Raw genomic sequence first — 22,058 nt, 5'->3', positions numbered from 1 at the left:
ACGGGGCGGGGTGCTCGGTTGGGACGTTGACGCGTCTACCGGTTGACGACGGGGAGGTGAATGTCCCGGTGTTCCTTGCTGGCCTTGATCCCGTCGCCGCGGTACTGCATTTCGAGGTAGTTCACCATTGCGGCTGAACGGTGGCGTCCGCCCGCGCACCCGACGGCGACGCGGACCGTTCCGGCCGAGGGACCGGCGCGGAAGGCGTCGACCGCCGCGCGGATGGCGACGGCGAGTTCGGGAACGCCGTCGGTGTCGAAGACCGCCCTCATGACGAGCTCGTGATCGGCGGTGAGCTCCCGGAGGCCGGGGGTTACGTGCGGGTCGCGGAAGTGGCGGCGCATGTCGATGACGAGGTCAGCCTCGGGGGCCAAGCTGTGCAGGTATCCGAAGCTGATCAGCTCGACGGCGGCGGGGGCGCGGTCGAGCTCGGCGGCGAGCTGGGCCTCGGCCTCGACGAGGGCCTCGGCCGCTCCCTCGAATCCCGCCTCGGCGTGCCGGCCGTAGACGTCGACCTTGCGGCGGTGGTGCGCGATGAGCTCGGCGGAGTCAACGGGGGGCGGGACCTCCCTGCGGCCCTCGGTGTACTCGGCGAGTTCCTCGCGTACCTCCTTGAACTCCCGCGCCTTGGTCCCGTCCTCCTCAAGGTGGGCGTATCGGGCGGTGAGCTCCTCGTACGCGGTCCGTCGCATGAGGGCGGCGTGCAGCCGGTCGGACTCGCGCTGTATGTCGGCGATCTCGCGGTACGCGGCGAGGGTCTGCTCGGGGGTCGTCATGGCTGAGGTGTCCTCCTTGGTGGTGCCGGCGCTTTCGGCTGCGGCGCGGCCCTGGTCGGTGATTCGAAAGATGTGCAGGGTGTGAGCGGTGGGTGTTCTCGGGGTCCGGGGCGCGCGCGGCATCGCGGTCACACCAGGCCGGTGATGAGGGCGAGGACCAGGAGGACGACGGAGCCGCCGAAGATTTCGATCGCCAGGCGCAGGGCGGCGAACTTCCGCTCGACAGCACCCGACAGGGTGATGAGCCTCTCCGCGCGGCGGTCGACCACAACGTCCGCGATGACTTCCTCGGGAGTGGTGCAGGTGGCCCAGTAGAAGAAGGAGCCGCGAGGCCGCCCGACCCGCGGGGGGCGCAGGGCCAGGAGGACGACGAGGATTGCGGCCACCAGGCCGACCGCGCCGAGGCCCACCAGGACGGCCGCAACCGGGTTCAACTCGCGACCGGGAAGGGCGACCACCAGTACGGCGAAGGGGATACCGAACGCGGATACCAAGGCTGCCGCTTTGACATCCGTCCGCCCGAACTCGGTGATCACATCGGTACGGGCCTCTTTGAGTTTCTCGTTCAAGACGGCGGGTGTGATGCCTAATGCGGTCGATGCGGCTTCGCTCGGGGGCGTGGGCGTGTCGTCCTGCGACATTCAGGCGTCCTTTCGGTTTCGTGGGCCGGGGCCCCGAGCGGGGCCCCGGCAGGCCCGTTTGTCAGGGCGTGAGGTTCGCGGTCCGCAGCGGGCGGGAGTCCCGCGCTGCGGCCTCGGCGACGACGGCGCCCGGGGCGCGGTGGCCGACAAGCTCGGCGCAGTCGTCGCAGTGGGCGGGCGCGTCGCCCCAGGGGCGTACGCCGTGGCCGGTGCGGGGCCAGGGGCGGGCGCCGTGGCGGGCGAGGAGGGTGAAGAGTTCGGCGTAGCTGCGGCGGCGGGCGGTGCGGATGGCGGCGGGGAGGTCGGACTCCTCCTCGTCGAGGTCAGCGAGGAGGGCGGCGACGTCGGCGAGGGGGCCGAGGAGCCAGCGCGGGGCGGTGGTTCGTCCGCTGGTGACGTGGTGGCAGACCTGCCGGTACAAGGCACTGTCGGCCTCGTGGTGGACGTCGGCGAGCTCGGTCTCGTACGCCTTGCGGAAGCGGGCGGGGAGGGGGAGGAGGACCTCACCGCAGGGGCCGAGGTCGTGCCGGACGCGGGCCGTGATCTCGGCCGGAAGGGCGTCGCGCTCGCCGCTGCGGTAGGCGTCGAGCTCGGCCTCGTCGAGGGCGGCGACGGCTTCGTAAAGGGCGGTGAGGGTCTCGGCGTCGTCCTGATCGGCGGTGCACGCGGCGTAGTCGGCGATGTGGTGGCGGATGTTGCCCCACTTCGCGGCGGCGGTGACCTCGATGCCGTAATCGGCGAGGGTCGTCTCGACGTTCTCCTCGATGCCGGCGGCGCGGTACTGCGTGCTGGTGCTCGCCTCGGCGAGGAGCGACAGCCGGGCGGTGGCGAACTCCTCGCGGCGGGTCTTGGTCTGGGCGGCGGTGATCTTCAAGGGGGTTTCTCCTTTGCTGCGATACCGGGCTCAACCATGGCACATTTTGTATGTGAACTACAAGTTCAACTGTGAGTTGACTTGAAACTGTCGGCTGATGTCCGGGGTCGGTTCCAGCCCACCGCCGCAGACACCGGACGCAAAGGCGCCCCCGAGGGCCGGGGGGAATCGGCCCTCGGGGGCGCCCGAATCTCTTCTCTGCACGGGTGCTTGTTCTCGATCAGGTTTCCGCGGGCGCGGGTCCGCGAGGTGATTCCGGCCTCGGCGTGCCTGCCACATTGCCGAGCACCCCGCCCCGGTGAGCGGGGCGGGGTGCTCGGCTCTCGTACGTGGTGCCGGTCAGCCGGTGATGGGTTCGGCGCCCGCGCCGTACATGCCGCGTACCTCCTTGCCGTCCCTCTTCTGCCGGTGGATCTTTTCGGCCTTCACCAGCTTGGAAAGCGCATTGTTGAGGGTCGAGCCCTCCAGCCCGGCGGCCTCGCCGATGGCGTCCTTGTGCAGGTAGATGACTTCCAGTTCGAGGGGGTCGGCGTGCTCGGCGAGGACGGCCAACACCTTGTCATCGGCGGACGGTTCGCGGCCTGCGCTAACGGTGATCTCGCCGACCGACCAGTTGCCTTCCTCGTCTTCCAGGACACAGACGAGGGCGAGCTCCTCGCGGTCGTCCCAGTTGGGCATGTCGGCCGGGAAGGCGATTGCGTCGTGCTCGATGTAGGGGGAGGCGTCTTCCAGAATCCAGACGCGCATCATCTCGGGGTGTCCGCCGGGCCCGGCGATGTAGCCGAGGCCGAACGTCCGGCGGGGGTCGTCCTCGGGCATGTCCGGGTCGAAAACGATCCCGCGTTCCTCACGCCAGACGGCCGGGATGTCGGCGGGGTTGCAGCCCTCGAAGTGGTCGGGCAGGTCGACCAAGTTCTTCTGACTGGAGTCGGAGCGCAGGAGGATCAGCGCGCCGCCATAGATGATGTTGTCCCGGATCGAGGAGAGTCCGCCGAGCTGGTCGAGCTGAAGAATCTGGTTGATCAGCACGAGTTGCACACCGAGGCTTCGGCCCTGCGTGGCGATGGCGTCCACGATGAACGCCGCTTCCTTCCTGTCGGGCGCCTCCTCGCCCAGGAGCCGTGACGCCTCGTCCAGAATGACTGTGACCTGGGGGCGCTCCTTGGTGGCGGCGAAGTTCTTCTGACCCTTTTCGGCGCTCTCGGCGATGCGGTGCTGAAGCAGGTTGTAGGCCACGCGGAGAGAACCGAGGGCGCCCGCAAGGCCGGTGCCGGCATGCGCGGCCAGTTCCTCGACGGCCGGGTTGCTGGAGCCCTTGGGGTCGGCGTAGATGACGGCGTGACCGTTGGCGTGGGCGGAGAGGGCCACGAGCTGAGCGGCACCGCCCTTGCCGGAGCCGGTGACGCCACAGATGCAGATGTGCTGCGCACCCAACTTGGGGTCAGCCATCTGCACCCGGGCCGGGTGACCGCTGATCCCCTGCCCGAGCACGACGTACCCGTTCGGGTTGGCCTTCAGCACGTGCGGGCCGGGGAAGGCCCGCCCCTCTTCCAGGGGGTTGGTGTGCATGATGCGGATCACGCCCTCGCGCGGGTTGAGCCGCGGCTCGTAGGAGATCAACAGCGGGTTCGTCCGCAGCGCGCCGGCGAGTTCCATCCGGTCGGGTGAGGGCAGCTTGGAAATGTCCTCGTCGGCGACGACGAGCGCGGCCTTTCCCCCGGTGTTGGGGTCGTCCTGAACGTCTTCCAGGTGGGTGTTCGGCATGGGGCCGCTCTTGCGGGCCACGCGCACCAGCCATGCGCCTTCAAGGGTGTTGGGGTCCATCTCCGGCGGCGGCACCAGGTGCACGGTGATGAGCTTCTCGCCGGGGTGGGTGCCGGGGGTGATGGTCACCTGTCCGGCGGGGACCTCGTAGAGGGCGCCCACGGTTTCCCGGGTGACGTTGACCGGCTGCGGCATGGGGGCGCGGATGACACCGCGCCAAGAGTCGGCCGACGCTCCGCGAACGGTGAGCTCCTGGGCGGGGTTGGTGCCCTCGGGGCCGCTGATGAACTCGGCCCACTTGCGGTAGATCTCGGCGACGGCGCCGGATGCCTGCACCGGCTTGGCGGCAGCCTGCATCGAGGGTGCGGCCTTGGCCTTGCCCGGCTTCTTCGAGCCGAACACCGCGCGGAGCTTGAGCGGGACCAGGGCGACGCCGCCCCACCAGGCGAGAGAGACCGCCGCGGGCACCGAGGGGAAGTCGAGGAAGCCGAAAGCAAGGTTGTCCGCGCCGCTGCCGCCGCCGAACGCACCGACGGCGAGGGCCGCCGCGGACGTCACCGACGACAGGAAGAGGGTGGAGCGGTGGGCACGGATGATCTCGTTTCCGGGGATCTGCTCCATCACCGAGTGCGGGACGCGGTTCATGTAGTTGGCAGCGGCGAAGGCCCCGGCGCCGCCGACGATGAGACCGGCGAGACCGGCCGCGCCGGAGTCGAGCAACGGGGCGCCGGCGCCGATGATGACGGGGGCCGCGGTGGTGGCGTAGGCGACGCGGCGCTCGGTGGCGGTGTTCATCGGGGGTAGGGTCCTTCCTGGTTCTCAGCTGATGGGGGCCATGGGCGGGGCGCGCGGCCGGGCAATGGAAGCGCGCCCCGTTTCGTGTGTCCGGCTACTCCTGCCGGTACCAGCGGTGATCCTTGGCGTGGTCCGGGCTGCGGCCTACAGCGGCGTTGATGCCGTCATGGGAGGCTTTCGCTTGGGCGTCGGCCGCCTCGGCGGCCTTCCCGGTGGTGTCCGTGCTGGCCGAATACTTCAGGATCGCCTTCGACGTACCGTCCATGATCTTGGCCAGTTCGGTGGTTTCGGCGATGGTGGCCTGAGCGACTCCCATACGGCCGATGGACTCGGCAACCTTGCCGGTGTCCTTCGCGGCGGCCTCCAGGGCCTTGGCGCGCTGTCGGACCTGTTCGCCGCCCTTGCGTACGTTCTTCGCGAGGGCCCGCACTTCGGTGCGGAGCTGCCGGTATGTGATCTTGACGGCCATTACGCGGTCTCCTTGTAGAACGCCATTTCGGCGGGCATCGTCTCGGGGCTGTCGACCACGGCTTTGTAGATCAGGCCGTCTCGCTTCTCGACGTTGGCGAGGAGCACCTTTACGGACTCGGCGGCGCGTACGGCCTGCTTGTGCGCCTCCTCGGCCGCCGCCGCCTCCTGCTTCGCTGCCTCGGCCATGCGCTGGAGTTTCGGGATCAGCTTCTCGCCGCCCTTGACGCTCTTGGCCTTCTCCGCCAGGGCGAGGGCCTGGCGCGCTTGTTCCTTCTCGTAGGCGACAAGGGCCTTGAGGACGTCGGCGGCCTTGATCATCTGCGAGGAACGCGCCTTGAGGCGCCGCTCGAACGTCTTCAGGCTGCGGACCTCGCCGCGGGTCATCGACTCGCGGGCCGCGCCCTCGCCGAGGTAGACGTTCTCTTTGTCGATCCCCTTGACCGTGATCGGGACGACGTTGTTCGTGCCGCTCACCGGCTGCTGTTCTCCGTTCGTGTTGGTCTGCTGCGGGTTCTGCTGTGCGTCGGCGCGCTGCTGCTTGCGCTCGTCGCGGGCCTCGTCGAGCTGGGCCTTTTCCTTGGCGGCCTGCTCGGTGCCGTCGGCGTAGCCGTCGCGGGTGCCGTCGACGTAGGCGCGGACCTGGGCGACTCCGCGCGCGGCGCGGTGGCCGTCGCGGTAACCGGCCTCGCGGGCGTCCTGTGTGCGGGGGCGGGTGTCGGTCGCGGCCGGGGTGGTGTCGGCGGGCTGGGGGGACTGCTGGCCGTTCGGCTGCTGTACCGGCTGGCCTTGGGGCTTCCCCTGCTCCGCGTCGGTCGCGCCGGGCCGCTGGTTCTTCGAGTCGGTCGGTTTGCCGGTCTTCGAGTCGGTCTTGCGGTTCGGAGCGAGGGCTCCGCCGCCCTCGCCGTCATGGACGGTGGTGGTCCGCTGGTCGCCCTTGGTGTTCTTCGAGTCGCTCGCCGTCTTGGAGTCGCCGGAGTTCTTCGCGTCGTTCGAGGACTTCGCCGAGCGGCTGTTGGCGTTCGTGTCGGTGTCGTGGTTCTTGTTGTCCGTGGACGTCTTCGCCGAGCTGTTCTTGGCCGAGTGGTTCTTGTCGTCCCGGTTCCGGTTCGAGGCGTTCTTGTCGTCCTTGTTCGAGGACGTCTTGTCGTCGCGGTTGGTCTTGCCCTGGCTCTGCCGGTGGTTCTTGTCGTCCCGGTTCCGGTTCGAGGCGTTCTTGTCGTCCCGGTTGCTTTTGGCCTGGTTGGCGTTGTTCACCGTGTGCGTGCGGCTGTTCGCCGACTTGGCGTCCTTGTTGCCCTTGTTCTCGTTGGCGTTGGTCGTGGTGGTGCCCCCGACCCGGTTCTCGCTGATCGTGTGGTTCGTGCGGGTCTGCCGCGCCTGCGCCTTGGCCTTCTCGACCTCCAGCGCCTTGACGTTGGCTCCGGCACCCTTGCGCCACCGCTCGACGGCCGCCAACAGAAGGGCGCGCATCACGCTGTTGCCCTGTGCGGCGGTGGCCTCCTCGGTCTCCTCGTACTCCCCCGCGTGGTAGTCGGCGCTCGATCCGGCGGTCTCGTCGTCGGCGTCGTCGGCAGCCGGGTGGGCGGGAGCGATCGGGGTGAGGGCGGAGGCGAGGAAGCCCCGCGGCTCGTCCGCCGGCGGAGCCGGGGCCGGAGCGGGCTCCGGGCTGGCGCCCGGGGCGCCGGTGGTCTCATCCATGAGTCGTCACTCTCGGTCGTACCTACTTACTACTTCCGGGCCAGGAGGCCCCGCGCGGGCCCGCGCGGGCGCGTGAGGGGGCCTCTGACCTGGGAAGTAGTAAGTAAGTAAGTCGGTGGCTATGCCTTCTTGGCCTTCTTGGCGCCGATCACGGCGAGGGCCGCGCCGCCGCCGACGAGCCACAACAGACCGTTGTTTCCGGAGTCGCCGCCGTCGTCGTTGGTGTTCAGGTCGCTGGTGCTGGCGGCGTTGGCCATGTCCGTACCGGTCTTGGTGTCGGACCAGTCGTCGCCGTCGCCGAGCTTCTGGCACTCGTCCACGACCTGAGTGCGGCTCCAGGGCCCGCCGGTCTTGCCGATCTGCGCCGAGCCGTCCTTGATGCAGTCGCTCAGCGCGGCCTGCCGGGCGGTGCTGGCCTCGGTGGCGGCCTTGCGGTCGTCGGCGTTGGCCTTGTTGATCTCCTTCATGCGCTCCAGCTCCAGGCGCTCGCGCTGAAGGGTGATCTCCTGGGCGCGGGCGTCGGCCTGGTCGGAGTCGGCGGAATAGGCGGTGTAGCCGACGAGGGTTGCGCCGAGGATGGCCGCGCCGGCAAGGCCCATGACGACCTTTCCGCGCGGGGTGAGGCCCGTCTTACCGGCCGGGGCGCCGCCGTAGGGGGTGGGGTCGATGATCTCGACGGCCTCGGTGTTGAAGCCAGCGATGACTTGGTCGAAGGTCTCGCGCTCGTCGGGGGACATTGGTGTTACTCCTTGTTGCTCAGGGCGGCAGCGGCCGACCGGGTGATGAGGTGCTCGACCTCGCCGAAGGTCCGCCCGGTCAAGTCGTTCCAGGCGAAGAACTCCATCGAGACGCCGTCGGCGGCGAGGGTCTGTTGCATGTACTCGACGGCGCGGGCCCGGCCGGCGGGGGTGACGTAGCCGTGGTATTCGAGGACGGTCTGACCGCCCCGGATGCACAGGCGCCCGGACGGGCTGATGTCGAAGGACTGGCCCCACCCCCACGCCTGCAACAGGTGCTTGAGCTGGACCAGGTGGGCGGAGGGGATGAGGGGCTGGGCCACGGAGTCGTAGACCAAACCCCAGTTGGACAGGGCGGTACGGACGGGGCGGGGCAGGAGGGTGCGGCCACGCCCGGGGGGCGGGGGGACAGCCAGCACCCGACGGCGTCCCCCGATGACGACCGGCACCATGTGCGGCCCGGCGGCCGGGGCCCCTACCCGGCCGCCGTGGTTCGTGGTGGTGGCCATCGTCAGATCCCCGCCTCTTCGAGGCGCTTCGGTTCACCGAAGGCGTGACCGTTCACCCGGTGGAACTTCCGCAGGGTCATCCCGCGGGCCGAGCCGAGCCGGTCGATCAGCTCCGCGCCCTGCTCGGCCCGGATACCGACGGCCTTAGCGAGAGTGCGCGGGCTGACGGTGCCCTCGGGTCCGATCAACCGGCCGTCACGCTCGGCTCGCTCCTCCAGCTTCGGCAGGGCCTCGGCGGCGGCGTCGATGAGCGCGTTCCACTCGTCTTCGGTCCGCTCGATCTGCGCTCCGCCGGCAGATGCACGACGGGCCTGCTTCCCAGACGGGACGGGGAATTTTGCGCCCTTCAGCGGCCTTCCCAGGACGTCTACGAGGGTCACGGTGGAGGGGGCGGCGGTGACGCCCGGGATGATGAGTACGGGGCCGTCGGGGTCGTCGTCGGCGGTGTTCTTGTAGGGGGCGGCGGCAAGTTCGGCGAGCGCGGTAGCGACCTTGGCGCGCTTGTCGGCGGCGCGGCCGATGATTCGCTTCGTCAGGCCGAGTCCGGCTTGGTGCTTCAGCTCCCACCACGCTTCGCGGGCCTCGCGGGGGGTCATGTCCAGCCCGTGAATGGTCTTGAGGCGCCAGGAGCAGAACGCGGCGATCGGGTGGGCGATGCGGAACGCCCAGTCGGCGCGGCGCTCGTCCAGCGAGCGGCGCTTGTGCTTGGTGGCGCCGGTCTCCTTCTGAAGGGAGACGTACGACTCGACGGCCGCCACGGACAGCAGGGCGGCGAGGGCGAGTGCCCATCCGGCGACGGGGCCGAAGAGTTCGGTTCCGTGCTGGTGGTTGATGTAGGCGGCGACGGAGGCCAGGGCGAACGCTCCGACGCGATAGCGGCCGGCGGCTCCGCCCTTGAGTGCGGCGTCCAAGCCGTGGATGACGAAGACCCATGCGGCGGTCTCGACCACGAGGGCGAGGGACACGCCGATCCAGCCGAGCACCTGCCCGGGGGTAGAGGCGTTGTGGAGGCCGGAGAAGTAGTCGATCTGAAGCGGCATGCTCGCGCCGACGGAGACGGCGAAGGCCAGGGCGGTGATGATCAGCGACCGGCGCTTGGTCATCATCCGGCCGGTGCGCTCGGCGCGCTCGGCGCGGGCCCGGGACCGGCGACGCTTGGATGCGCCCTTGCCGTTCTCCTTCAGGGCCTGGCGCTCCAACTTGCCGCGAAGGGCAGCGGTCTTACGCTCCTCGCGCCCGACGACGGCACCGGACTTGGTGGCCTCGGCGGCGGCAGCGGCCTCACGGTTGACGGTGATCTGGTCGAAGGCCACCCGTGCCGCGCGGGTGCGGGGCGCGGGTGCGCTCTCGGGGGTGGTGGATTCGGGCCCGTTCACGCGCGGGCTCCCTTCGGGTGGGGCGTCCAGTCGCAGACGTACGCGAGTGCGCGGTAGAGCAGGTATCCGATGCCGCCCAGAGCGGCGAAGAACGTGATGGTGACGGCCACCAGGACGACGACCGCAGCGCCGGTCGCCAGGACCAGGAGCGCGAGCAGGACGGCCGGAACGGTCATCCACTTGTTCGCGTCCTCGATCGCCTCGGCGACGTTGACGGCGATGGTGCGGGTCTCGGTCCAGATGTGACCGAGCGTGAGGGAAAAGGCGCGGGTCACGCGGCCCACCCCCCGGCGAACGCCTCGTCGGTCTCGTCGGCCTCGAACCCATCGGCGTCGTCGGCCTGCGTCAGCTCGTCCGCGAGGACGAGGAGGCGGCCGTACGAGCGGGGGGTGTCGATGAATCCGGCGTCGAGCATGTCGGCCAGGGCCGCGAGGCGGGTCATGTCGTCGGCGAACGCGGCGAACAGGGCCTCGGTGCGGGCCTTACCGGTCAGGTCCTCGGGGATCTCGTACTCGTAGCCGAGGACGAGGTCGACGTCGAGGCCGATCACGGCCGACAGGTCGAGGCGGGCCTCGGTGTCGAGACCACGGGCCGCCGTGGCGATTCGCCGGACGGCGTCGGTTTCGGGCAAGGTGGTGCGCACGCGGATCAACTCCTCTGCTGAGTCGGCCCGCTTAGCGGCTCCGTTGCGTCTGACCACGCACGGGGCCGCGCCCCTTTTTAGGGACAGCGGGTCACGTCTTGATCGTCTTCATTCCTAGGAATGGGCGACCGGTTACGACCATGACATTGCCTGGGGATCACTGTCAACCATTCCTAGGAATGTGCTGTACTGAGAACACCCGACGGGAGGAGCGAGAGGGAATGGCCTCGAAGTGGAAGGCGCTGGCGGATCAACTCGCCGCAGAGATCCGCGACGGCACACGGCCGCCCGGTTCGTCGCTGCCGCACATCTTGGATCTGGTCGCACAAGGCAAGGGCTCCAAAGCGACCGTCAACAGGGCTTATCAGGAGTTGGAGGCGGCCGGTCTCGTCTCGTCACAGCGCGGCAGGGGGACGGTGGTCCGGGACCGTACCCGCGTGCGCGTGCCCCTGAGCCGGTACGAGCACGTCCTCGCACCGGGCGGGGCGCGCGGCCCGTGGGAAACCGCTACCGCCGAACAGGGCCTAGACGGGCGTATGGAGGTCGACGACCCGGCAGCCGAAACCCTCGACGCCCCGGACGACGTCGCCGACCGCCTCGAACTCGACGCGGGGGCGCCGGTCGTACGCCGTCGGCGTCGCGCCATGATCGGAAGGGAAGTGGTCGCGCTACAAACGGCGTGGTATCCCCTCGCTGTCGCCGAGGCCGCCGGGCTCGACAGTCCGCAGAAGATCAAGGGTGGCGTCCTCGGCGCGCTCGTAGGCGCCGGCATCGTGCCCACCGAGGCCGAGGAGTACGTGACCGCAGACGCCCCGAGCACAGAGCAGGCCGCCCAACTCTCCATAGGAGCTCGGGTTTCCGTGCTCCTGGTCGACCGGGTCACCCGGGACGAAACAGGCCGCGCTATCGAGCTCGTCCGGATTGCGGGCGCGGCGGACCGGCTGAGCCTGGTCTATGCGCCCCTCCCCCTCAAGATCCGCAAGTAGGCCCGCGGGGTAGACCTCCCGCTATACCGCGCAGTGCCGCACCACACAGGACGAGCGCCCGGCCCCGGAAGGGGTCGGGCGCTCTTGCGTTCCCGGCCGCCGTGCCCGCCGTCCGAACGGGTGGATTTTCCCTCGCGTACGCGGGCGCAGCCCTGATGGAGAGTGCCCAACTCGCCCTAATTCATGGGCCCTTGACGTTTTCGCGGCGTTCTGTCACGTTTCCATCCCGCCCACTCCGGGCGCACCGAGAGAGAGGTCGATCACCCCATGACGCGACTCACCGAGTACGACGAGAGGCAGGCCGCCGGACGGCTCCGCGTGGCCATCACGGCGTTCCGCTGGGCTGTTCACGCGGGCATCGTGCCCCGGCCGGACGCTTCCAAATGGACGTGGTCGCGGGCGACGGTTGAGGCGATGGACCGGGACGCCGTCGCGGCGGGACTGCCCGGCGACCCGCTGTCCGGTCGGCAGGCCGCGGACCGTATCGCCGAGGCCCTCGGCACGCCGAACGTTCCCGGTGAACCCACGGTCGTGACGGCGTTCGTCGTGCGCCGCTTCATGGCGGCCGGGCTGCTCACGGAGTTGTCCGGCAACCCCGACGGTTCCCTCGTCCACCCGTCCCAGGTGGCCGAGGTCTGCATCCGCGCGGACCTCGCCGAGCTCGTCGCGGCGAACTCCCCGCTCGGCCCGGACCAGGCCGCCGCCCGCCTCGGCGTGCGCCGTACGGACTGGGATCACATGGTTCGCCTCGGGTGGGTCACCCCGGCCGAGTGGCGGGAAGTGCAGTTCGGAACCAGCCGGGCCGGGGCGGTCGACGTGCCTCTCTACCGCACCGCCGAGGTCGACGCCCTGCCGGCCGCTCACTCCGAGGTCGATTGGTCCGCGCTGCGCGCCGTCGGGAAGGGGCGTCGCTCTCCGCTCGCCGCACTGGGGAGGTAGTCCTCGCGGCAGGCATGGCGAAGGGCCCCACGCTCGGGAGCGTGGGGCCCTTCGCCGTGGTGCCGGCGCCTCGCGGGTCAGTCGTCGTCAGGCGCTCGTCTTTGGTGTCGCGGCCGGGTGCCAGCACGTAGGCGCCGCTCAGGAAGTGCTCACGTCACGGGTGAGACGCAGTTCGATTGAGGTGAAGCGGTTGTACCGGTTGTGCGGTGGCTGGGGGCCGTCCCACTCGACCTCGTACAGGACATCACCCGGCTTGCCGCCCTTGAGTGGCACGGTGGCGGAGATGCGCCCGTGGTAGGACGGCATGACTGCGTATTCCACGAGGGCCCCAACGACCTTGCCTGTCCTGCCGCCGGGGTCGCAAATGCACCTCCTGTAGCCAGGCCATCCGCACGGCTTCGGGTGGAATGTCAGCGTCATGTCTGCCCTTCCCGGGGAGTTGGCGGGAGCCGCTCGGCACTCAAGGGCCGGACACGATGGCCACGATCAGAACCTCGCGTCGGGCCTCGTCGACCCGGTACAGGACGCTGGTCCACGCCAACCGGCCGCCGACGGTGATCAGCGCCGTATAGAGGCCGCCGACCCGATCCGGGTAGAGCTCGCCGCAGGTGTACGGCGATTCGGCGACTTGCTTCTCGAACCCGAGGACGGCGGCGCGTTCCTCGGCGGTGGCCGTGGCGAGTCCGGCCCGGCCGGTGTCGCTGTAGACGACGGACCAGGAAGTGCCGTCGGTCACCGGCTCGCCTCCTGGTGGCCGTCGGCGCCGAGAATCTCGTCGGAGGTCCAGCGCCGGGCGGCGGGGTCGGTCGAGGCGGCGACGGCGGCGAGGATCTCGGGCCGGGTGCGCATGACGAGGCGGTGCCGCCACATGCGGACGAGGGCGCCGTACTCCTCCGGGTTGTCGAGGTCGAGCTCGCCGAGCTGCGCCTCGAACTCCTCGCGGTCCGCGGTCGAGGCCGCGGTGAGCGCGGCTCGCAGTTGCGTGACGGTGCGGGGGCCGCCGCCGGGTTGGGTGCGGTACGGGTTGACGGGTTCCTCTGCGGGGAGGGCGCTCACGGGGTCACTCCTCGGTGGACTCGGCACCCGCGGGGCGGATGCGGATGGTGGTGGTGCCGCGGCCGTCGTCGCTCTCCTCGTACGGGGTGCCGGCGGCGTCGAGCTGGGCCCGGGTGACGGCGAGGGCGGACGTCTTCCCCGACCCCATGCCACCGGGGAACAGCTCCCGTTGGGAGAGGAACAGCGCGCGTTGCGCCTCGGGCGAGATCCCGCTCGTGCGACCCACGGCGATCACGCGCTCGGCGAGCTCGCGCGCCTGATCGGAGACGGCGGGGGCCAGGTCCTCAATCACGACGAGCGGCGGCTCGGGGCGGTCCTGCGGGGCGGCGCGCCCGCGGGCCTTGGGGGCGGGCTCGGGCTGACTGTCCATGGGAGTCCTTCCGGGCGGTCAGGGAGTGGCCTTGACGAGAGCGGAGCGGGTCCGGTGCTCGATGGGGGCGACAGCCTTCCCCCACTCGGTGATCACGCCGCTCGGGTGCCCTTTGCGGCCTTGGCCGCTTCGCGCTCCTCGGCGGCCTTGGCGAGCCATCCGGGGTGCTTGTTCTCGATCAAGGTCCGTAGGTACTGCGAGACGATGCCGGCGTCTTTGGCCACGGAGGACAGGTGACCCCATGCGGTCGACTTCACGGCCTCTTCAACGGCGGCATCCAACAGGGCCTCTTTGTCCTTCTTAGCCTGCGCCTCGGACGCCTCGGCCTTCGCCCGCAGCTTGGCGATTCGCGATTCGGTAGTCATGCACCGAGGATGACACGAAGACAGATGCACTACAAGCGAGACTTGTAGCTCAGGTGAGAGTGTGGAAGAGTGATCCCCCGGGTGGGCCGGAACCGCCGGACCCGTCTAGCTGCCGTTATGAGTCCAGCTCACAAAAAGTGAGGTCAGAGCATATGGGGAAGTTCGCTGCCGCCCTGAGTTCGAGCGAGAAGACGCTCCGGATCACGGTCGCGGCCCTGATGCGCGCCTGCGGTGAGAATCAGACGGCCTTGGCTCGCGGCCTGCGGATCACTCAGGGACAGGTCAGCCGGAAGCAGAACGGAAGCGCGGCGTGGTCCCTCGGCGACATCGACCGCCTGTCCGCCCACTACGGCATCCCGGTTCCGGATCTCCTGTGCGGCCCGACGCACGCCGTGGAAAAGCTGTCGCCTCGCCGGATCGCCGCCGTCGTCGGCGGATCGCAGGAGGTCATCACCGTCTGACCCCCTGCACAGGCCGTGCGCCTGTCCTCGACCTAGCTCCACACATGCGAAAAGCCCCGTCGGGGTCATGGGAGGTGGCACTCCTACCCGGCCGAGGCTTCCGCGTGGACCCTGCTCTAGGTCTGCGGCGGAGTCTACCCGCGCACCGCGTGGCCAGACACCCGCAGCGGACGGAAAGGCCAATTAGTGGCACCCCACCGCGACATCAGTCCCGATGACTGCCCCAACTGCCGGAAGGTGTACGGGGCCCTCGAAGAACACCAGACCGCCGACCCCGAGACGTGGCTCACCACTGAGACCCTCGGCCGGGTGGTCGGCCTCAAAAAGCGTGCTACGCAGGACCACTTGGCGCACCTGTTCGCGCACTCCCGTATCGACGCCGACCGGCGCACACCCCTGGGCGGCGGGATCGGTCAGCCGCTCTTGCCGGGCGCGCAAGACTGGGCGTCGAAGGTCGTAGCGCCGGACCCCACCTGTGCGAAATGTCTCGTCGCTCTCGCCGGGATCGGGTGGGAGGGGCAAGTTTCCATGGAGGAGCTCGCCAAGATCGCGGGCGTTGGTCTGCGGACGATCGAGCGCCACCGGCCGCACCTCGTACGCGCGGACCTCGTCCACTTCCGGGCGGTGCCGGTCCGTAAGGACGGGAAGAACCTGGGCCGGAAGGCGGACCGCTTCACCCTCATGTCCGGACTCACCGCGCCCCGCCTGGAAGGGGCGGCATGGGACGAGGCGCCGGCACGAGCCGAGTCGGTCGTCGACCGGGTCCGCTGGTTCGTCGGGGTCACCGACGACGAGCGGGATCTCGCCGTCAAGTCGGTTGCGTGGTGCCTGCGCAACGGGTGGCCCGAGGAGGCCCTCCTTCGTGCGCTCGACTCCTCGGAGAACCGGCAGGCGTACCGGCCGAACGGCTACCTGTCCAAGCTCCTGCGCAAGCTCCCGACGTCGTACGTCGTCCCGGCCCGGCAGGTGGTCACCCAGCGCACCGCGCCGCGTATGACCGAGTGCCGGATCTGCCGGACCGCCGTCAAGACCACGTTGCCCGGCCGTGTCCTGTGCGGCGGCCTCGTGTGCCTCGAAGTCGGCAGTGACCAGCCGCCCGCCGCGCCCGTCTTCCGGATCGCCTGAAAGGAGCCGTTGCCATGGGAAAGATCATCGACGCGATGCGGGCGCGGTTCCAGACGCGCAGCACCCCGAAGACGGCGCGCGGACAGTTCAACGCGCTCATGAGGAAGGAGAAGGGCAACACGGCGAAGGTGGCCGAGCGTCTCGGCGTCTCCCGCCGGACGGTGCAGCGGTACGTCAAGGGTGAGCGGAACATCGCCAAGTCGAAGCCCGAGATCCTTGACCGGCTGCAAAAGGAGGCCGCCAAGGATCATCAGCCGCGCGTCACCGCGAGGGCCCAGAAGGAGGCCCAGCGGCAGGGGATGACCATCGAGACGCGGGCCCGGTTCGGTTTCACGTCCGATGCGGGAAGCACGGACGATCCCCGGATGCGTCGCCTCACCGAGGACGTCCCGAGCGACCTGATTCCGAAGGTGTTCGAGGCTCTGCGCGACAACGACGAGGACAGGCTCGCCGAGCTCCTCGGGCAGGGCCTCGCCGAGGAGTATTTCCGCACGCCCGGTACTGAAGCCGCGGAACTCGACGTCGAGTTCACGGACATTGATTACATCGAATTGGACCTCCGGTGATGACGTTGACCGAGACCGCTTACGCCGCCTCTCTCCTGGTCCTCGACGCCAAGGACGGCGTCCTCGTCGGCCACCGTCCCGACGTGCAGAGCGTGGAAGTGCCGGCGGACGTCGTCGATCTGGCGACGGCCGCCGAGTGGGCCGTCGCGTACGGCCTGGGCGCTGGTCCGCTCTCGCAGTACGGGGAGGGGTCCGGCCCGCTCCTGGTCCTCACCGAGGCCGCTGTCGAGGCCCTCGGCCTGCCCGCGCAGCTCGACGACCGTAAGCGGCTGCGTGTGGGGGACGATCACCCCGCGGTCAAGGCCGTGGAAGAGGCCGGGTGGAAGCTCTCCCGCGCGGGTCTGTCGCCCTGGTCCTTCCTGTTCAAGAACCGCACCGAGGTTCACGTCGCCGTCGTGCCGTGGGGCGCGTTCTCCGATCATCTGCGGTGGGGCGGTATCGGGGACGTGCTCGATCCGGGCGCCCTCGCGTACGTCCTCGGCCTGTACGCCTCGCGCGTGATCACCCCGAGCGGCTCGACGGCCGCTTGCAGCCTCGCCCTGATGACCGCCGTACGGCCGCCGACTCGCCTCGTCCGGGACCGCGCGACGAACCGCCTCATGCGGGTGCCGGTCGACGGCTCCCTCTCGGCGCCGGTCGACCCGGCCCCGCCCGAGGCGCCGAACGAGCACCCCCTCGCCAAGGACCGCACCCGCGACGAGGCCCAGGACCCGGGTCACGTCATGGTCGAGGAGGCCCTCGTCTGGCATCGCGCGCCGACCGAGGCCGAGGCCGCCGCGCCGTACGTCGTGGGCGTCGATGTGAACGTGGCGTTCCTCGCGGCGGCCAGCCGCTTGACGGTGGGCCTCGGCGAGGCCGTCTACACCGACGGGCCGCGGTTCGACAAAAAGGTTCCGGGGGCGTGGCTCGTCGACCTGTCCGGCGCCGAGCTGCGGACGAAGGATCTCGTCACGAAGGAGTGGAAGACCCTCCCGGCCGAGTTCCCGAGTCCGTTCACCCCGGACGGCAAGGCGCCGGCGGGACCGGCCTGGTACGCCACGCCGACTCTCGCGTACGCGGTCGAGCTGGGGATCGAGGTCCGGCCCATCGCGGCGTGGCTGCGACCCGAAGCGGGCGGGTACCTCGACCTGTGGCACAACCGGCTGAGGGACGCCTACATGGACACCCTCGCCGATCTGGGCATCACGCCCGACATGCCCGAGGAGGCTTTCCTCGCGGCCATGGCCACGATCAAGGAGCGTGACCCCGAGGCCGTCGCCCTCCTGTCTGCAATCAAGCAGACGGCGAAAGGCGGGATCGGCAAGCTGAGGGAGAGGCCGCAGGGGAAGCGGGAGGGCCGTCACGCGCCGTGGCCTGCGCTGAAGCGGCCGACGTGGCGGCCGGACATTCGCGCCGCGGTGATCAGCGCGGCGCGGGTCGGCGCCCACAGGAAGATGGTCAAGACGTGGAACGCAACGGGTCTCGTCCCGCTCGCCGTCCTGTCGGACTGCATCATCTACCCCTCGGCGCACCCGACGGCCCGCGCGGTGGTGCCGCGCAAGCCGGACGGCACGCCCTTGCCCGGCGGGTTCCGCCTCGGGCCGAACCCCGGCTACTGCAAGGAGGAGGGCGTCCGCCCGATGCAGTGGTACCGGGAGACCGTAGCCAATGGCGCCAACCCTGCCCGGTTCATTAAGGAAGGCCGGGACGCCGTCCGCGAGGGCGAATAGAGGCGTACGCGCCCCTGTCCGATTCCGTCACAGCCCGAGAGGGAAGACACGATGACTCAGCCCATGACCCTGATCAGCACTCCCGGCCAGTTCGAGGAGCTGTGCCGAGCCTCTACCACCGTGGAGATTCCGGCGGGGTTCGACCGCTGGCACCCCAACGAGCTCATGCAGTGGCTCGGGGAGGTCGAGGACGACGAGACGGTTTCCGAGCCCGACTACTACCGCGCTCGTCAAGCGGTCTTCTATGCCTTGGGCATCGAACCCGAGGACGTTGGGGGAGCCTCCTGAAAGGCGCCCGTGAAGGGGCCCCGGCTATCTGCCGGGGCCCCTTCGCGTTCCCCACACCATCCCGAACTTTTCAACTCAACTAACAGTTTAACTTGTAGCTCTAATGCAAATGTGGGACTGTGGTCGGACGCCGCACACCCGAGCACAGGAGCCCCACCGAATGCCGACCGAGTACGCCACCCGGAGCCGGATCTCCATCGACCGTGGCCGCGCCGAGGCCGCCCTCGACTTCGAGCGCGCCGCCGGGAAGGGCAAGGCCCGCGCCGCCGCCGTCCGCCGCCTCGCGGTGATCTACCGGGTAGAGGCCCGTCATCCGTACAGGACGCTGCACTACAACCCGGCCAGCCCTGACGCTCCCCTGCCGACTCCCGATGAGCTGCACCTCGACTTGTCCGGCAGCCCCGAGCGCGTCGCCCGCTTCCTGTCCGCCGTCCCGCGCTACCTCGCCCGCGTCGAGGCCCTCGCCACCAAGGCGGCCCGCGTCTACGGCCGGTGGGCCCGCAGCGTGGCCGCCGAGGAGGCCCTCGAATACGTGGATGCCGGCGGGCGCCGCGCGTACGCCGCCCGATTCCGTGCCGCCGCGTTCGAGGCGGCCGTCGACTACTTCGGAATCTCCGCCCTTCCCCGCTACGTCGACCCGGCCGCCCCGATGTGGGACCAGGCCGCCCGCGTCGCGTGGGACCTCGTCAAAGACGAGGGGCCGGTGAACCTGTACGCGATGCACGACGAAGACGAGGCCGCCGAGCTCCTCGCCAACGCGGACGACACCCCGAACCCCTACGCCGAGGCACACGACCGCGAGTCCGCCGAGCTCGTCGCCGCCGAGCTGCGCCGCAGCGCCCGCCTGTTCGCCGCCCTCGACGGCGAGGAGCTCGCGCCCGCCGAGGCGCCGGTCGAGGAGGCCGCGGCCGAGGACATCGTCGAGGACCAGGAGGACGAGGAGCTCCCCCTCGTCCCGCTCACCCGGGTACAGCGCCGTTGGCTGCACACCGCCGCCGCGCACCCCGAGGGTCATTTCCCGAACGGCTGCAACCTGCGGACGCTCGCCGCTCTTGAGGCCGCCGGGTGTGTCGAGATCGCACCGCGCTACGCGTGGGGCCGCCGTGTGCGGATCGCCGACTCGTTGAAGCCGAACCCGGGCGTAGTCCAAATCTCGGCGGCGGGCCGTCGCCGGGCAGCGCACGAGGAGCGCGAGCGCGTCGTGATCGTGGCGTGCGGGCGCCGTAAGGCGGTGTACGCCGACGGCATCCACAAGGGGAAGCCGGTGATCGGTGCGCGGGCCGGTGAGCTTTACGTGGGGGACTATCACCGCGCGATGCGGCGGGCGGCCGACGTCCTCACCCGCGGCGGCCGGAGCGGGCGCGTGCTGATCCTGTCGGCAAAGTGGGGGCTCGTCGAGCTTGACCGGCACATCCTGAACTACGACTTGAAGGCGGGCGACCCGGGCACGGTCGACGGCGAGACGCTCCGCCGGCAGGCGCACGAGCTCGGGATCTCCGGGGCGGCCGTGACGGTCCTCGGCGGCCAGGCGTACGTCAAGCTCGCCGGGGAGGTCTGGGACGACTTCACCGCGCTCCTCGCGGGCACGCGCGGGATCGGCGAGCAGCTCGCCCGCCTCGCTGACATCTACTCCCCGGCCCGGACCGCGGCCGAGGACGTCGTCGAGCTCGTCGAGGAGACGGCGGCCGAGGACGTCGTCGAGGACCAGGGCCAGGAGGCCGCCGAACTCCACGGCTCCCCCGCCCCGGCGCGGCCGGTCGAGCTCGCCCCCTCGGCCGCTTGGTCGCGGCTCTTGTCGCGCGGGTTGTCGCGCCCTGCGTTGTCGTGCGGGTCAACCTGGGCAGACTCCTCCTTTCCCCGGCCCTGCGGCCGACCCGAAAGGCTGCGGGGCGCCGGGTCGGGGGCGGGTGTCCCTCGAACCGGTGGAGCGTCGCGCGGCGGGGGGACAGTCCGCCGGTATCGGGCACGGCTATGCCGGGCGGCGCGGGGAATCACCGCCCCGTCACAGGTCGAGCTGTGTCACGACACTTACGGGCGGTAGCCACTCGCCGCGAGCCGGTCGCAGAGGTCAACAATGCGGGTACGGCCAGGGCCAAACGGTGAGTGGACCATGGGCGGCGCAGTATCGTGCGGCTCATGTTCATTGCCACCATCTCCCCCCGTTCGACGGGGAAGACGACGATCATGGCGTGGCTGTTGCATGCGCTACATGAACGCGGCTATCCCGTCACCGGGTTCGACGCTGACGAATCCGAGCAGTTGTACCGCTGGTGGGAGGCACGCCCCGACGGTAGTTACCCCTTCGAGGTTCACCGTCTCGCCAACGGCCGGTTCCATGAGGAGGCTCCGAGGCTGTTGCCCGACGGGCACATTGGCGGTGTCGACTGCGGCCACTTGGAGAATCACGCGGGAATCGGCTGGAGCGTCCTTCGTGTCGCGGACCTCGCCATCGTCGCGTGCGCTGCGACCAACAGCGACGTCGAGCGTATGGAAGAACTTCCGATGGACCACTTCATCAACCAAGTCATTCCGAAGCGCGCGGATAAGAAGAAGCCCAACACATGGGTGTTGCTGTGCCGTGTCCAGCCGGGCAGCACTGTGCAGCCAAAGGGCATCCGCAAGGGTCTGATGGCTGACGAGTGGAACGTCTTCACGACCATGATCCCGTCGATTCAGTTGTACGCGAGCACCGCCGAGGGAGTACCGATCAAGGCGGCCGGGTCGGCGTTCGACGAGCTCGTGACGGAGATGGAACACCGGGGGCTGATCAGCAAGTGAGCCCGACGGTAGATCCTGAGGAGCTGCGTCGGCGGCGGCGCGAGCGTCGCGGCCGGGGCGATAGCTCGGACGGTCCCGAGAGCGGCGCTTCCGGGACCGTCGAGGTGCGCGGAGAGCCGGTTTTCGCTCAGGGGCGCCCACAGCCGATGTTGAGGGTCGAGGATCTCCCGGACCCCATCGACGCGCCCGAGGCGCAAGGCCCCCTCAGCAGTGACGAAGCGGAGCGGTGGGAGCTGTGCAAGCGCAGCTTTGAGCAGTACCGACAGGCTTGGTGGGTGGCAGCCAAGGCGTTGGACATCTCGCTCCGGGGGCGGCTGTGGCGTGCCGAGTACGACACGGCCGAGGCGTTCATCGGTGATGTGGCGGGCATGTCGACGTCGAACGCTTACCGTCAGATCGCGGGTGCGGAGGTCGCGGCGGTACTGGCCTCTCCCCCAAGAATCGAACTTGAATCGAACGATCTGTCCCGCATGCGGGACTCGGCGGAAGTGCGGGACCCCGAACCCACACAGGACCCCGAGCCCGGCCCCGGCTCCGAGCCCCTGGTGATCAGCCAGCGGGCGGCCGAGGCCCTCACCCGCGTACGTGAGGACTATGGGGCCACGGCGGCGGCCGACGCGTACCGCACGGTCGCCGAAGTGACCGGCAAGGACAAGGTCAGCCAGAAGACCATCACCGGCATCGTGCAGCAGCTTCCCCGGAAGAAGGACACGGAGCTGAGCGAGGACGAGCTCAAGGAGCGCGTCCGCACCCTGGCCGTGAAGCAGACCGAGAAGGAAGCCGCCGCAAAGAAGGTCGCTACCGACCCGGTCGAAGTGTTCCGTAAGTACGTGGACATCGTGGAGGCGTTCGCGGAGAAGACCGGCGGCATGTCGGCGGCCTACGACAAGGCCGCGAGCGTCGACAAGGCCAAGGCCGACGAGATCGCCAAACAGGTGCGGGACCACATGGCACGTGCGGCGGAGAACTTCCCGAACGTGTAGGAGACAGTCAGGCCGAGGGCCCGTGTCTGCGAAGTGCTCGCAGACACGGGCCCTCGGCGTTCGAGCGGGCACTCCGACGGAAATCCGTGATCACGATCCGGCGTGCCCGACGGATACTTGCATGATGATGAGCGCGGTACGGGGGGTG

General features: G+C 69.8%; 26 protein-coding genes. 10 read left to right on the top strand and 16 right to left on the bottom strand.

Going from position 1 to position 22,058, the window contains the following annotated elements; all coding sequences use genetic code 11:
* Window positions 1–35: 35 nt before the first annotated feature.
* From FEF34_RS40280 to FEF34_RS40230, 11 genes are all read right to left on the bottom strand, one after another.
* Window positions 36–776 (bottom strand): RapZ C-terminal domain-containing protein, encoded by a 741-nt coding sequence (locus FEF34_RS40280; RefSeq protein ID WP_234043366.1) that lies wholly within the window; start codon window positions 774–776, stop codon window positions 36–38.
* A gap of 128 nt (window positions 777–904) precedes the next feature.
* Complete coding sequence (locus FEF34_RS42235) at window positions 905–1,345, bottom strand: Pycsar system effector family protein (protein WP_199800788.1); 441 nt, start codon at window positions 1,343–1,345, stop codon at window positions 905–907.
* 133 nt (window positions 1,346–1,478) lie between these two features.
* The gene (locus FEF34_RS40270; protein WP_138058420.1) at window positions 1,479–2,291 is read right to left on the bottom strand and encodes a hypothetical protein; all 813 of its coding nucleotides are present in this window, start codon (window positions 2,289–2,291) and stop codon (window positions 1,479–1,481) included.
* A gap of 339 nt (window positions 2,292–2,630) precedes the next feature.
* The gene (locus FEF34_RS40265; protein WP_138058419.1) at window positions 2,631–4,850 is read right to left on the bottom strand and encodes a type IV secretory system conjugative DNA transfer family protein; all 2,220 of its coding nucleotides are present in this window, start codon (window positions 4,848–4,850) and stop codon (window positions 2,631–2,633) included.
* A gap of 94 nt (window positions 4,851–4,944) precedes the next feature.
* The gene (locus FEF34_RS40260; RefSeq protein WP_138058418.1) at window positions 4,945–5,319 is read right to left on the bottom strand and encodes a hypothetical protein; all 375 of its coding nucleotides are present in this window, start codon (window positions 5,317–5,319) and stop codon (window positions 4,945–4,947) included.
* Window positions 5,319–7,019 (bottom strand): hypothetical protein, encoded by a 1,701-nt coding sequence (locus FEF34_RS40255; RefSeq protein WP_138058417.1) that lies wholly within the window; start codon window positions 7,017–7,019, stop codon window positions 5,319–5,321. Before FEF34_RS40255 ends, FEF34_RS40260 begins: the two co-directional genes overlap by 1 nt.
* Window positions 7,020–7,138: 119 nt before the next feature.
* Window positions 7,139–7,756 carry a hypothetical protein gene (locus FEF34_RS40250; protein WP_138058416.1) on the bottom strand — a complete coding sequence of 206 codons (618 nt, stop codon included), beginning with the start codon at window positions 7,754–7,756 and terminating at the stop codon, window positions 7,139–7,141.
* 5 nt (window positions 7,757–7,761) lie between these two features.
* Complete coding sequence (locus tag FEF34_RS40245) at window positions 7,762–8,265, bottom strand: DUF6197 family protein (protein WP_138058415.1); 504 nt, start codon at window positions 8,263–8,265, stop codon at window positions 7,762–7,764.
* Between the two features lie 2 nt (window positions 8,266–8,267).
* Window positions 8,268–9,641, bottom strand: coding sequence for a hypothetical protein (locus FEF34_RS40240; RefSeq protein WP_138058414.1), 1,374 nt, complete (start codon window positions 9,639–9,641; stop codon window positions 8,268–8,270).
* The gene (locus tag FEF34_RS40235; RefSeq protein ID WP_138058413.1) at window positions 9,638–9,916 is read right to left on the bottom strand and encodes a hypothetical protein; all 279 of its coding nucleotides are present in this window, start codon (window positions 9,914–9,916) and stop codon (window positions 9,638–9,640) included. Before FEF34_RS40235 ends, FEF34_RS40240 begins: the two co-directional genes overlap by 4 nt.
* Complete coding sequence (locus FEF34_RS40230) at window positions 9,913–10,284, bottom strand: hypothetical protein (RefSeq protein ID WP_138058412.1); 372 nt, start codon at window positions 10,282–10,284, stop codon at window positions 9,913–9,915. The genes FEF34_RS40235 and FEF34_RS40230 overlap by 4 nt, the downstream gene beginning before the upstream one ends.
* A 221-nt stretch (window positions 10,285–10,505) precedes the next feature.
* On the opposite strand from FEF34_RS40230, the gene FEF34_RS40225 reads away from it, so the two are divergent.
* Both FEF34_RS40225 and FEF34_RS40220 read left to right on the top strand, forming a co-directional pair.
* The gene (locus FEF34_RS40225) at window positions 10,506–11,270 is read left to right on the top strand and encodes a GntR family transcriptional regulator (protein ID WP_138058411.1); all 765 of its coding nucleotides are present in this window, start codon (window positions 10,506–10,508) and stop codon (window positions 11,268–11,270) included.
* Window positions 11,271–11,537: 267 nt separating this feature from the next.
* Window positions 11,538–12,209 (top strand): hypothetical protein, encoded by a 672-nt coding sequence (locus FEF34_RS40220; RefSeq protein WP_171053411.1) that lies wholly within the window; start codon window positions 11,538–11,540, stop codon window positions 12,207–12,209.
* Between the two features lie 138 nt (window positions 12,210–12,347).
* Here the strand turns inward: FEF34_RS40220 and FEF34_RS41845 are convergent, their stop codons facing one another.
* From FEF34_RS41845 to FEF34_RS40200, 5 genes are all read right to left on the bottom strand, one after another.
* Window positions 12,348–12,515: a hypothetical protein gene (locus FEF34_RS41845; RefSeq protein WP_171053410.1), complete on the bottom strand. Its 168-nt coding sequence runs from the start codon at window positions 12,513–12,515 to the stop codon at window positions 12,348–12,350.
* 154 nt (window positions 12,516–12,669) lie between these two features.
* Window positions 12,670–12,945, bottom strand: a complete 276-nt coding sequence (locus FEF34_RS40215) for a hypothetical protein (protein ID WP_138058410.1) — start codon at window positions 12,943–12,945, stop codon at window positions 12,670–12,672.
* Complete coding sequence (locus FEF34_RS41840) at window positions 12,942–13,265, bottom strand: hypothetical protein (RefSeq protein ID WP_171053409.1); 324 nt, start codon at window positions 13,263–13,265, stop codon at window positions 12,942–12,944. Before FEF34_RS41840 ends, FEF34_RS40215 begins: the two co-directional genes overlap by 4 nt.
* Window positions 13,266–13,269: 4 nt before the next feature.
* A complete protein-coding gene (locus FEF34_RS40205; protein WP_138058409.1) occupies window positions 13,270–13,635 on the bottom strand; it encodes a hypothetical protein in 366 nt (121 codons plus the stop codon).
* Window positions 13,636–13,727: 92 nt separating this feature from the next.
* A complete protein-coding gene (locus FEF34_RS40200) occupies window positions 13,728–14,000 on the bottom strand; it encodes a hypothetical protein (RefSeq protein WP_138058408.1) in 273 nt (90 codons plus the stop codon).
* A gap of 152 nt (window positions 14,001–14,152) precedes the next feature.
* Here FEF34_RS40200 and FEF34_RS40195 point away from each other — a divergent pair, with 152 nt between their 5' ends.
* The 8 genes from FEF34_RS40195 (at window position 14,153) to FEF34_RS40160 (ending at window position 21,910) form a co-directional block, all read left to right on the top strand.
* Window positions 14,153–14,461 (top strand): helix-turn-helix domain-containing protein, encoded by a 309-nt coding sequence (locus FEF34_RS40195; RefSeq protein WP_138058407.1) that lies wholly within the window; start codon window positions 14,153–14,155, stop codon window positions 14,459–14,461.
* Window positions 14,462–14,647: 186 nt separating this feature from the next.
* Entirely contained in the window at window positions 14,648–15,586 is a 939-nt protein-coding gene (locus tag FEF34_RS40190) for a hypothetical protein (RefSeq protein ID WP_138058406.1), read from the top strand.
* Between the two features lie 14 nt (window positions 15,587–15,600).
* The gene (gene tpg, locus FEF34_RS40185; RefSeq protein WP_138058405.1) at window positions 15,601–16,152 is read left to right on the top strand and encodes a telomere-protecting terminal protein Tpg; all 552 of its coding nucleotides are present in this window, start codon (window positions 15,601–15,603) and stop codon (window positions 16,150–16,152) included.
* A gap of 5 nt (window positions 16,153–16,157) precedes the next feature.
* A complete protein-coding gene (gene tap / locus FEF34_RS40180; RefSeq protein ID WP_138058404.1) occupies window positions 16,158–17,861 on the top strand; it encodes a telomere-associated protein Tap in 1,704 nt (567 codons plus the stop codon).
* Window positions 17,862–17,912: 51 nt separating this feature from the next.
* Window positions 17,913–18,149 (top strand): hypothetical protein, encoded by a 237-nt coding sequence (locus tag FEF34_RS40175; protein ID WP_234043365.1) that lies wholly within the window; start codon window positions 17,913–17,915, stop codon window positions 18,147–18,149.
* Between the two features lie 160 nt (window positions 18,150–18,309).
* Window positions 18,310–20,190, top strand: a complete 1,881-nt coding sequence (locus FEF34_RS40170) for a DUF6884 domain-containing protein (protein ID WP_138058403.1) — start codon at window positions 18,310–18,312, stop codon at window positions 20,188–20,190.
* Window positions 20,191–20,285: 95 nt separating this feature from the next.
* Complete coding sequence (locus FEF34_RS40165) at window positions 20,286–20,927, top strand: ParA family protein (RefSeq protein WP_138058402.1); 642 nt, start codon at window positions 20,286–20,288, stop codon at window positions 20,925–20,927.
* Between the two features lie 146 nt (window positions 20,928–21,073).
* Entirely contained in the window at window positions 21,074–21,910 is an 837-nt protein-coding gene (locus FEF34_RS40160) for a hypothetical protein (protein WP_138058401.1), read from the top strand.
* Window positions 21,911–22,058: the final 148 nt, after the last annotated feature.

Origin of the sequence: Streptomyces marianii (genome assembly GCF_005795905.1) — a bacterium.
GTDB classification, from domain to species: Bacteria; Actinomycetota; Actinomycetes; order Streptomycetales; family Streptomycetaceae; genus Streptomyces; species Streptomyces marianii.
Note: the sequence above shows the minus strand (reverse complement) of the source record. Positions and strands in the feature narration are given on the sequence as shown.

Coding starts and splice junctions, on each gene's coding strand:
- FEF34_RS40220 (WP_171053411.1), top strand. CDS start 11,538: ATGACGCGACTCACCGAGTACGACGAGAGGCAGGCCGCCGGACGGCTC.
- FEF34_RS40255 (WP_138058417.1), bottom strand. CDS start 7,019: ATGGATGAGACCACCGGCGCCCCGGGCGCCAGCCCGGAGCCCGCTCCG.
- FEF34_RS40260 (WP_138058418.1), bottom strand. CDS start 5,319: ATGGCCGTCAAGATCACATACCGGCAGCTCCGCACCGAAGTGCGGGCC.
- FEF34_RS40170 (WP_138058403.1), top strand. CDS start 18,310: ATGCCGACCGAGTACGCCACCCGGAGCCGGATCTCCATCGACCGTGGC.
- FEF34_RS40225 (WP_138058411.1), top strand. CDS start 10,506: ATGGCCTCGAAGTGGAAGGCGCTGGCGGATCAACTCGCCGCAGAGATC.
- FEF34_RS40175 (WP_234043365.1), top strand. CDS start 17,913: ATGACTCAGCCCATGACCCTGATCAGCACTCCCGGCCAGTTCGAGGAG.
- FEF34_RS40250 (WP_138058416.1), bottom strand. CDS start 7,756: ATGTCCCCCGACGAGCGCGAGACCTTCGACCAAGTCATCGCTGGCTTC.
- FEF34_RS40160 (WP_138058401.1), top strand. CDS start 21,074: ATGTTGAGGGTCGAGGATCTCCCGGACCCCATCGACGCGCCCGAGGCG.
- FEF34_RS41845 (WP_171053410.1), bottom strand. CDS start 12,515: ATGCCGTCCTACCACGGGCGCATCTCCGCCACCGTGCCACTCAAGGGC.
- FEF34_RS40205 (WP_138058409.1), bottom strand. CDS start 13,635: ATGGACAGTCAGCCCGAGCCCGCCCCCAAGGCCCGCGGGCGCGCCGCC.
- FEF34_RS40280 (WP_234043366.1), bottom strand. CDS start 776: ATGACGACCCCCGAGCAGACCCTCGCCGCGTACCGCGAGATCGCCGAC.
- FEF34_RS40265 (WP_138058419.1), bottom strand. CDS start 4,850: ATGAACACCGCCACCGAGCGCCGCGTCGCCTACGCCACCACCGCGGCC.
- FEF34_RS40165 (WP_138058402.1), top strand. CDS start 20,286: ATGTTCATTGCCACCATCTCCCCCCGTTCGACGGGGAAGACGACGATC.
- FEF34_RS40195 (WP_138058407.1), top strand. CDS start 14,153: ATGGGGAAGTTCGCTGCCGCCCTGAGTTCGAGCGAGAAGACGCTCCGG.
- tpg (WP_138058405.1), top strand. CDS start 15,601: ATGGGAAAGATCATCGACGCGATGCGGGCGCGGTTCCAGACGCGCAGC.
- FEF34_RS40200 (WP_138058408.1), bottom strand. CDS start 14,000: ATGACTACCGAATCGCGAATCGCCAAGCTGCGGGCGAAGGCCGAGGCG.
- FEF34_RS40245 (WP_138058415.1), bottom strand. CDS start 8,265: ATGGCCACCACCACGAACCACGGCGGCCGGGTAGGGGCCCCGGCCGCC.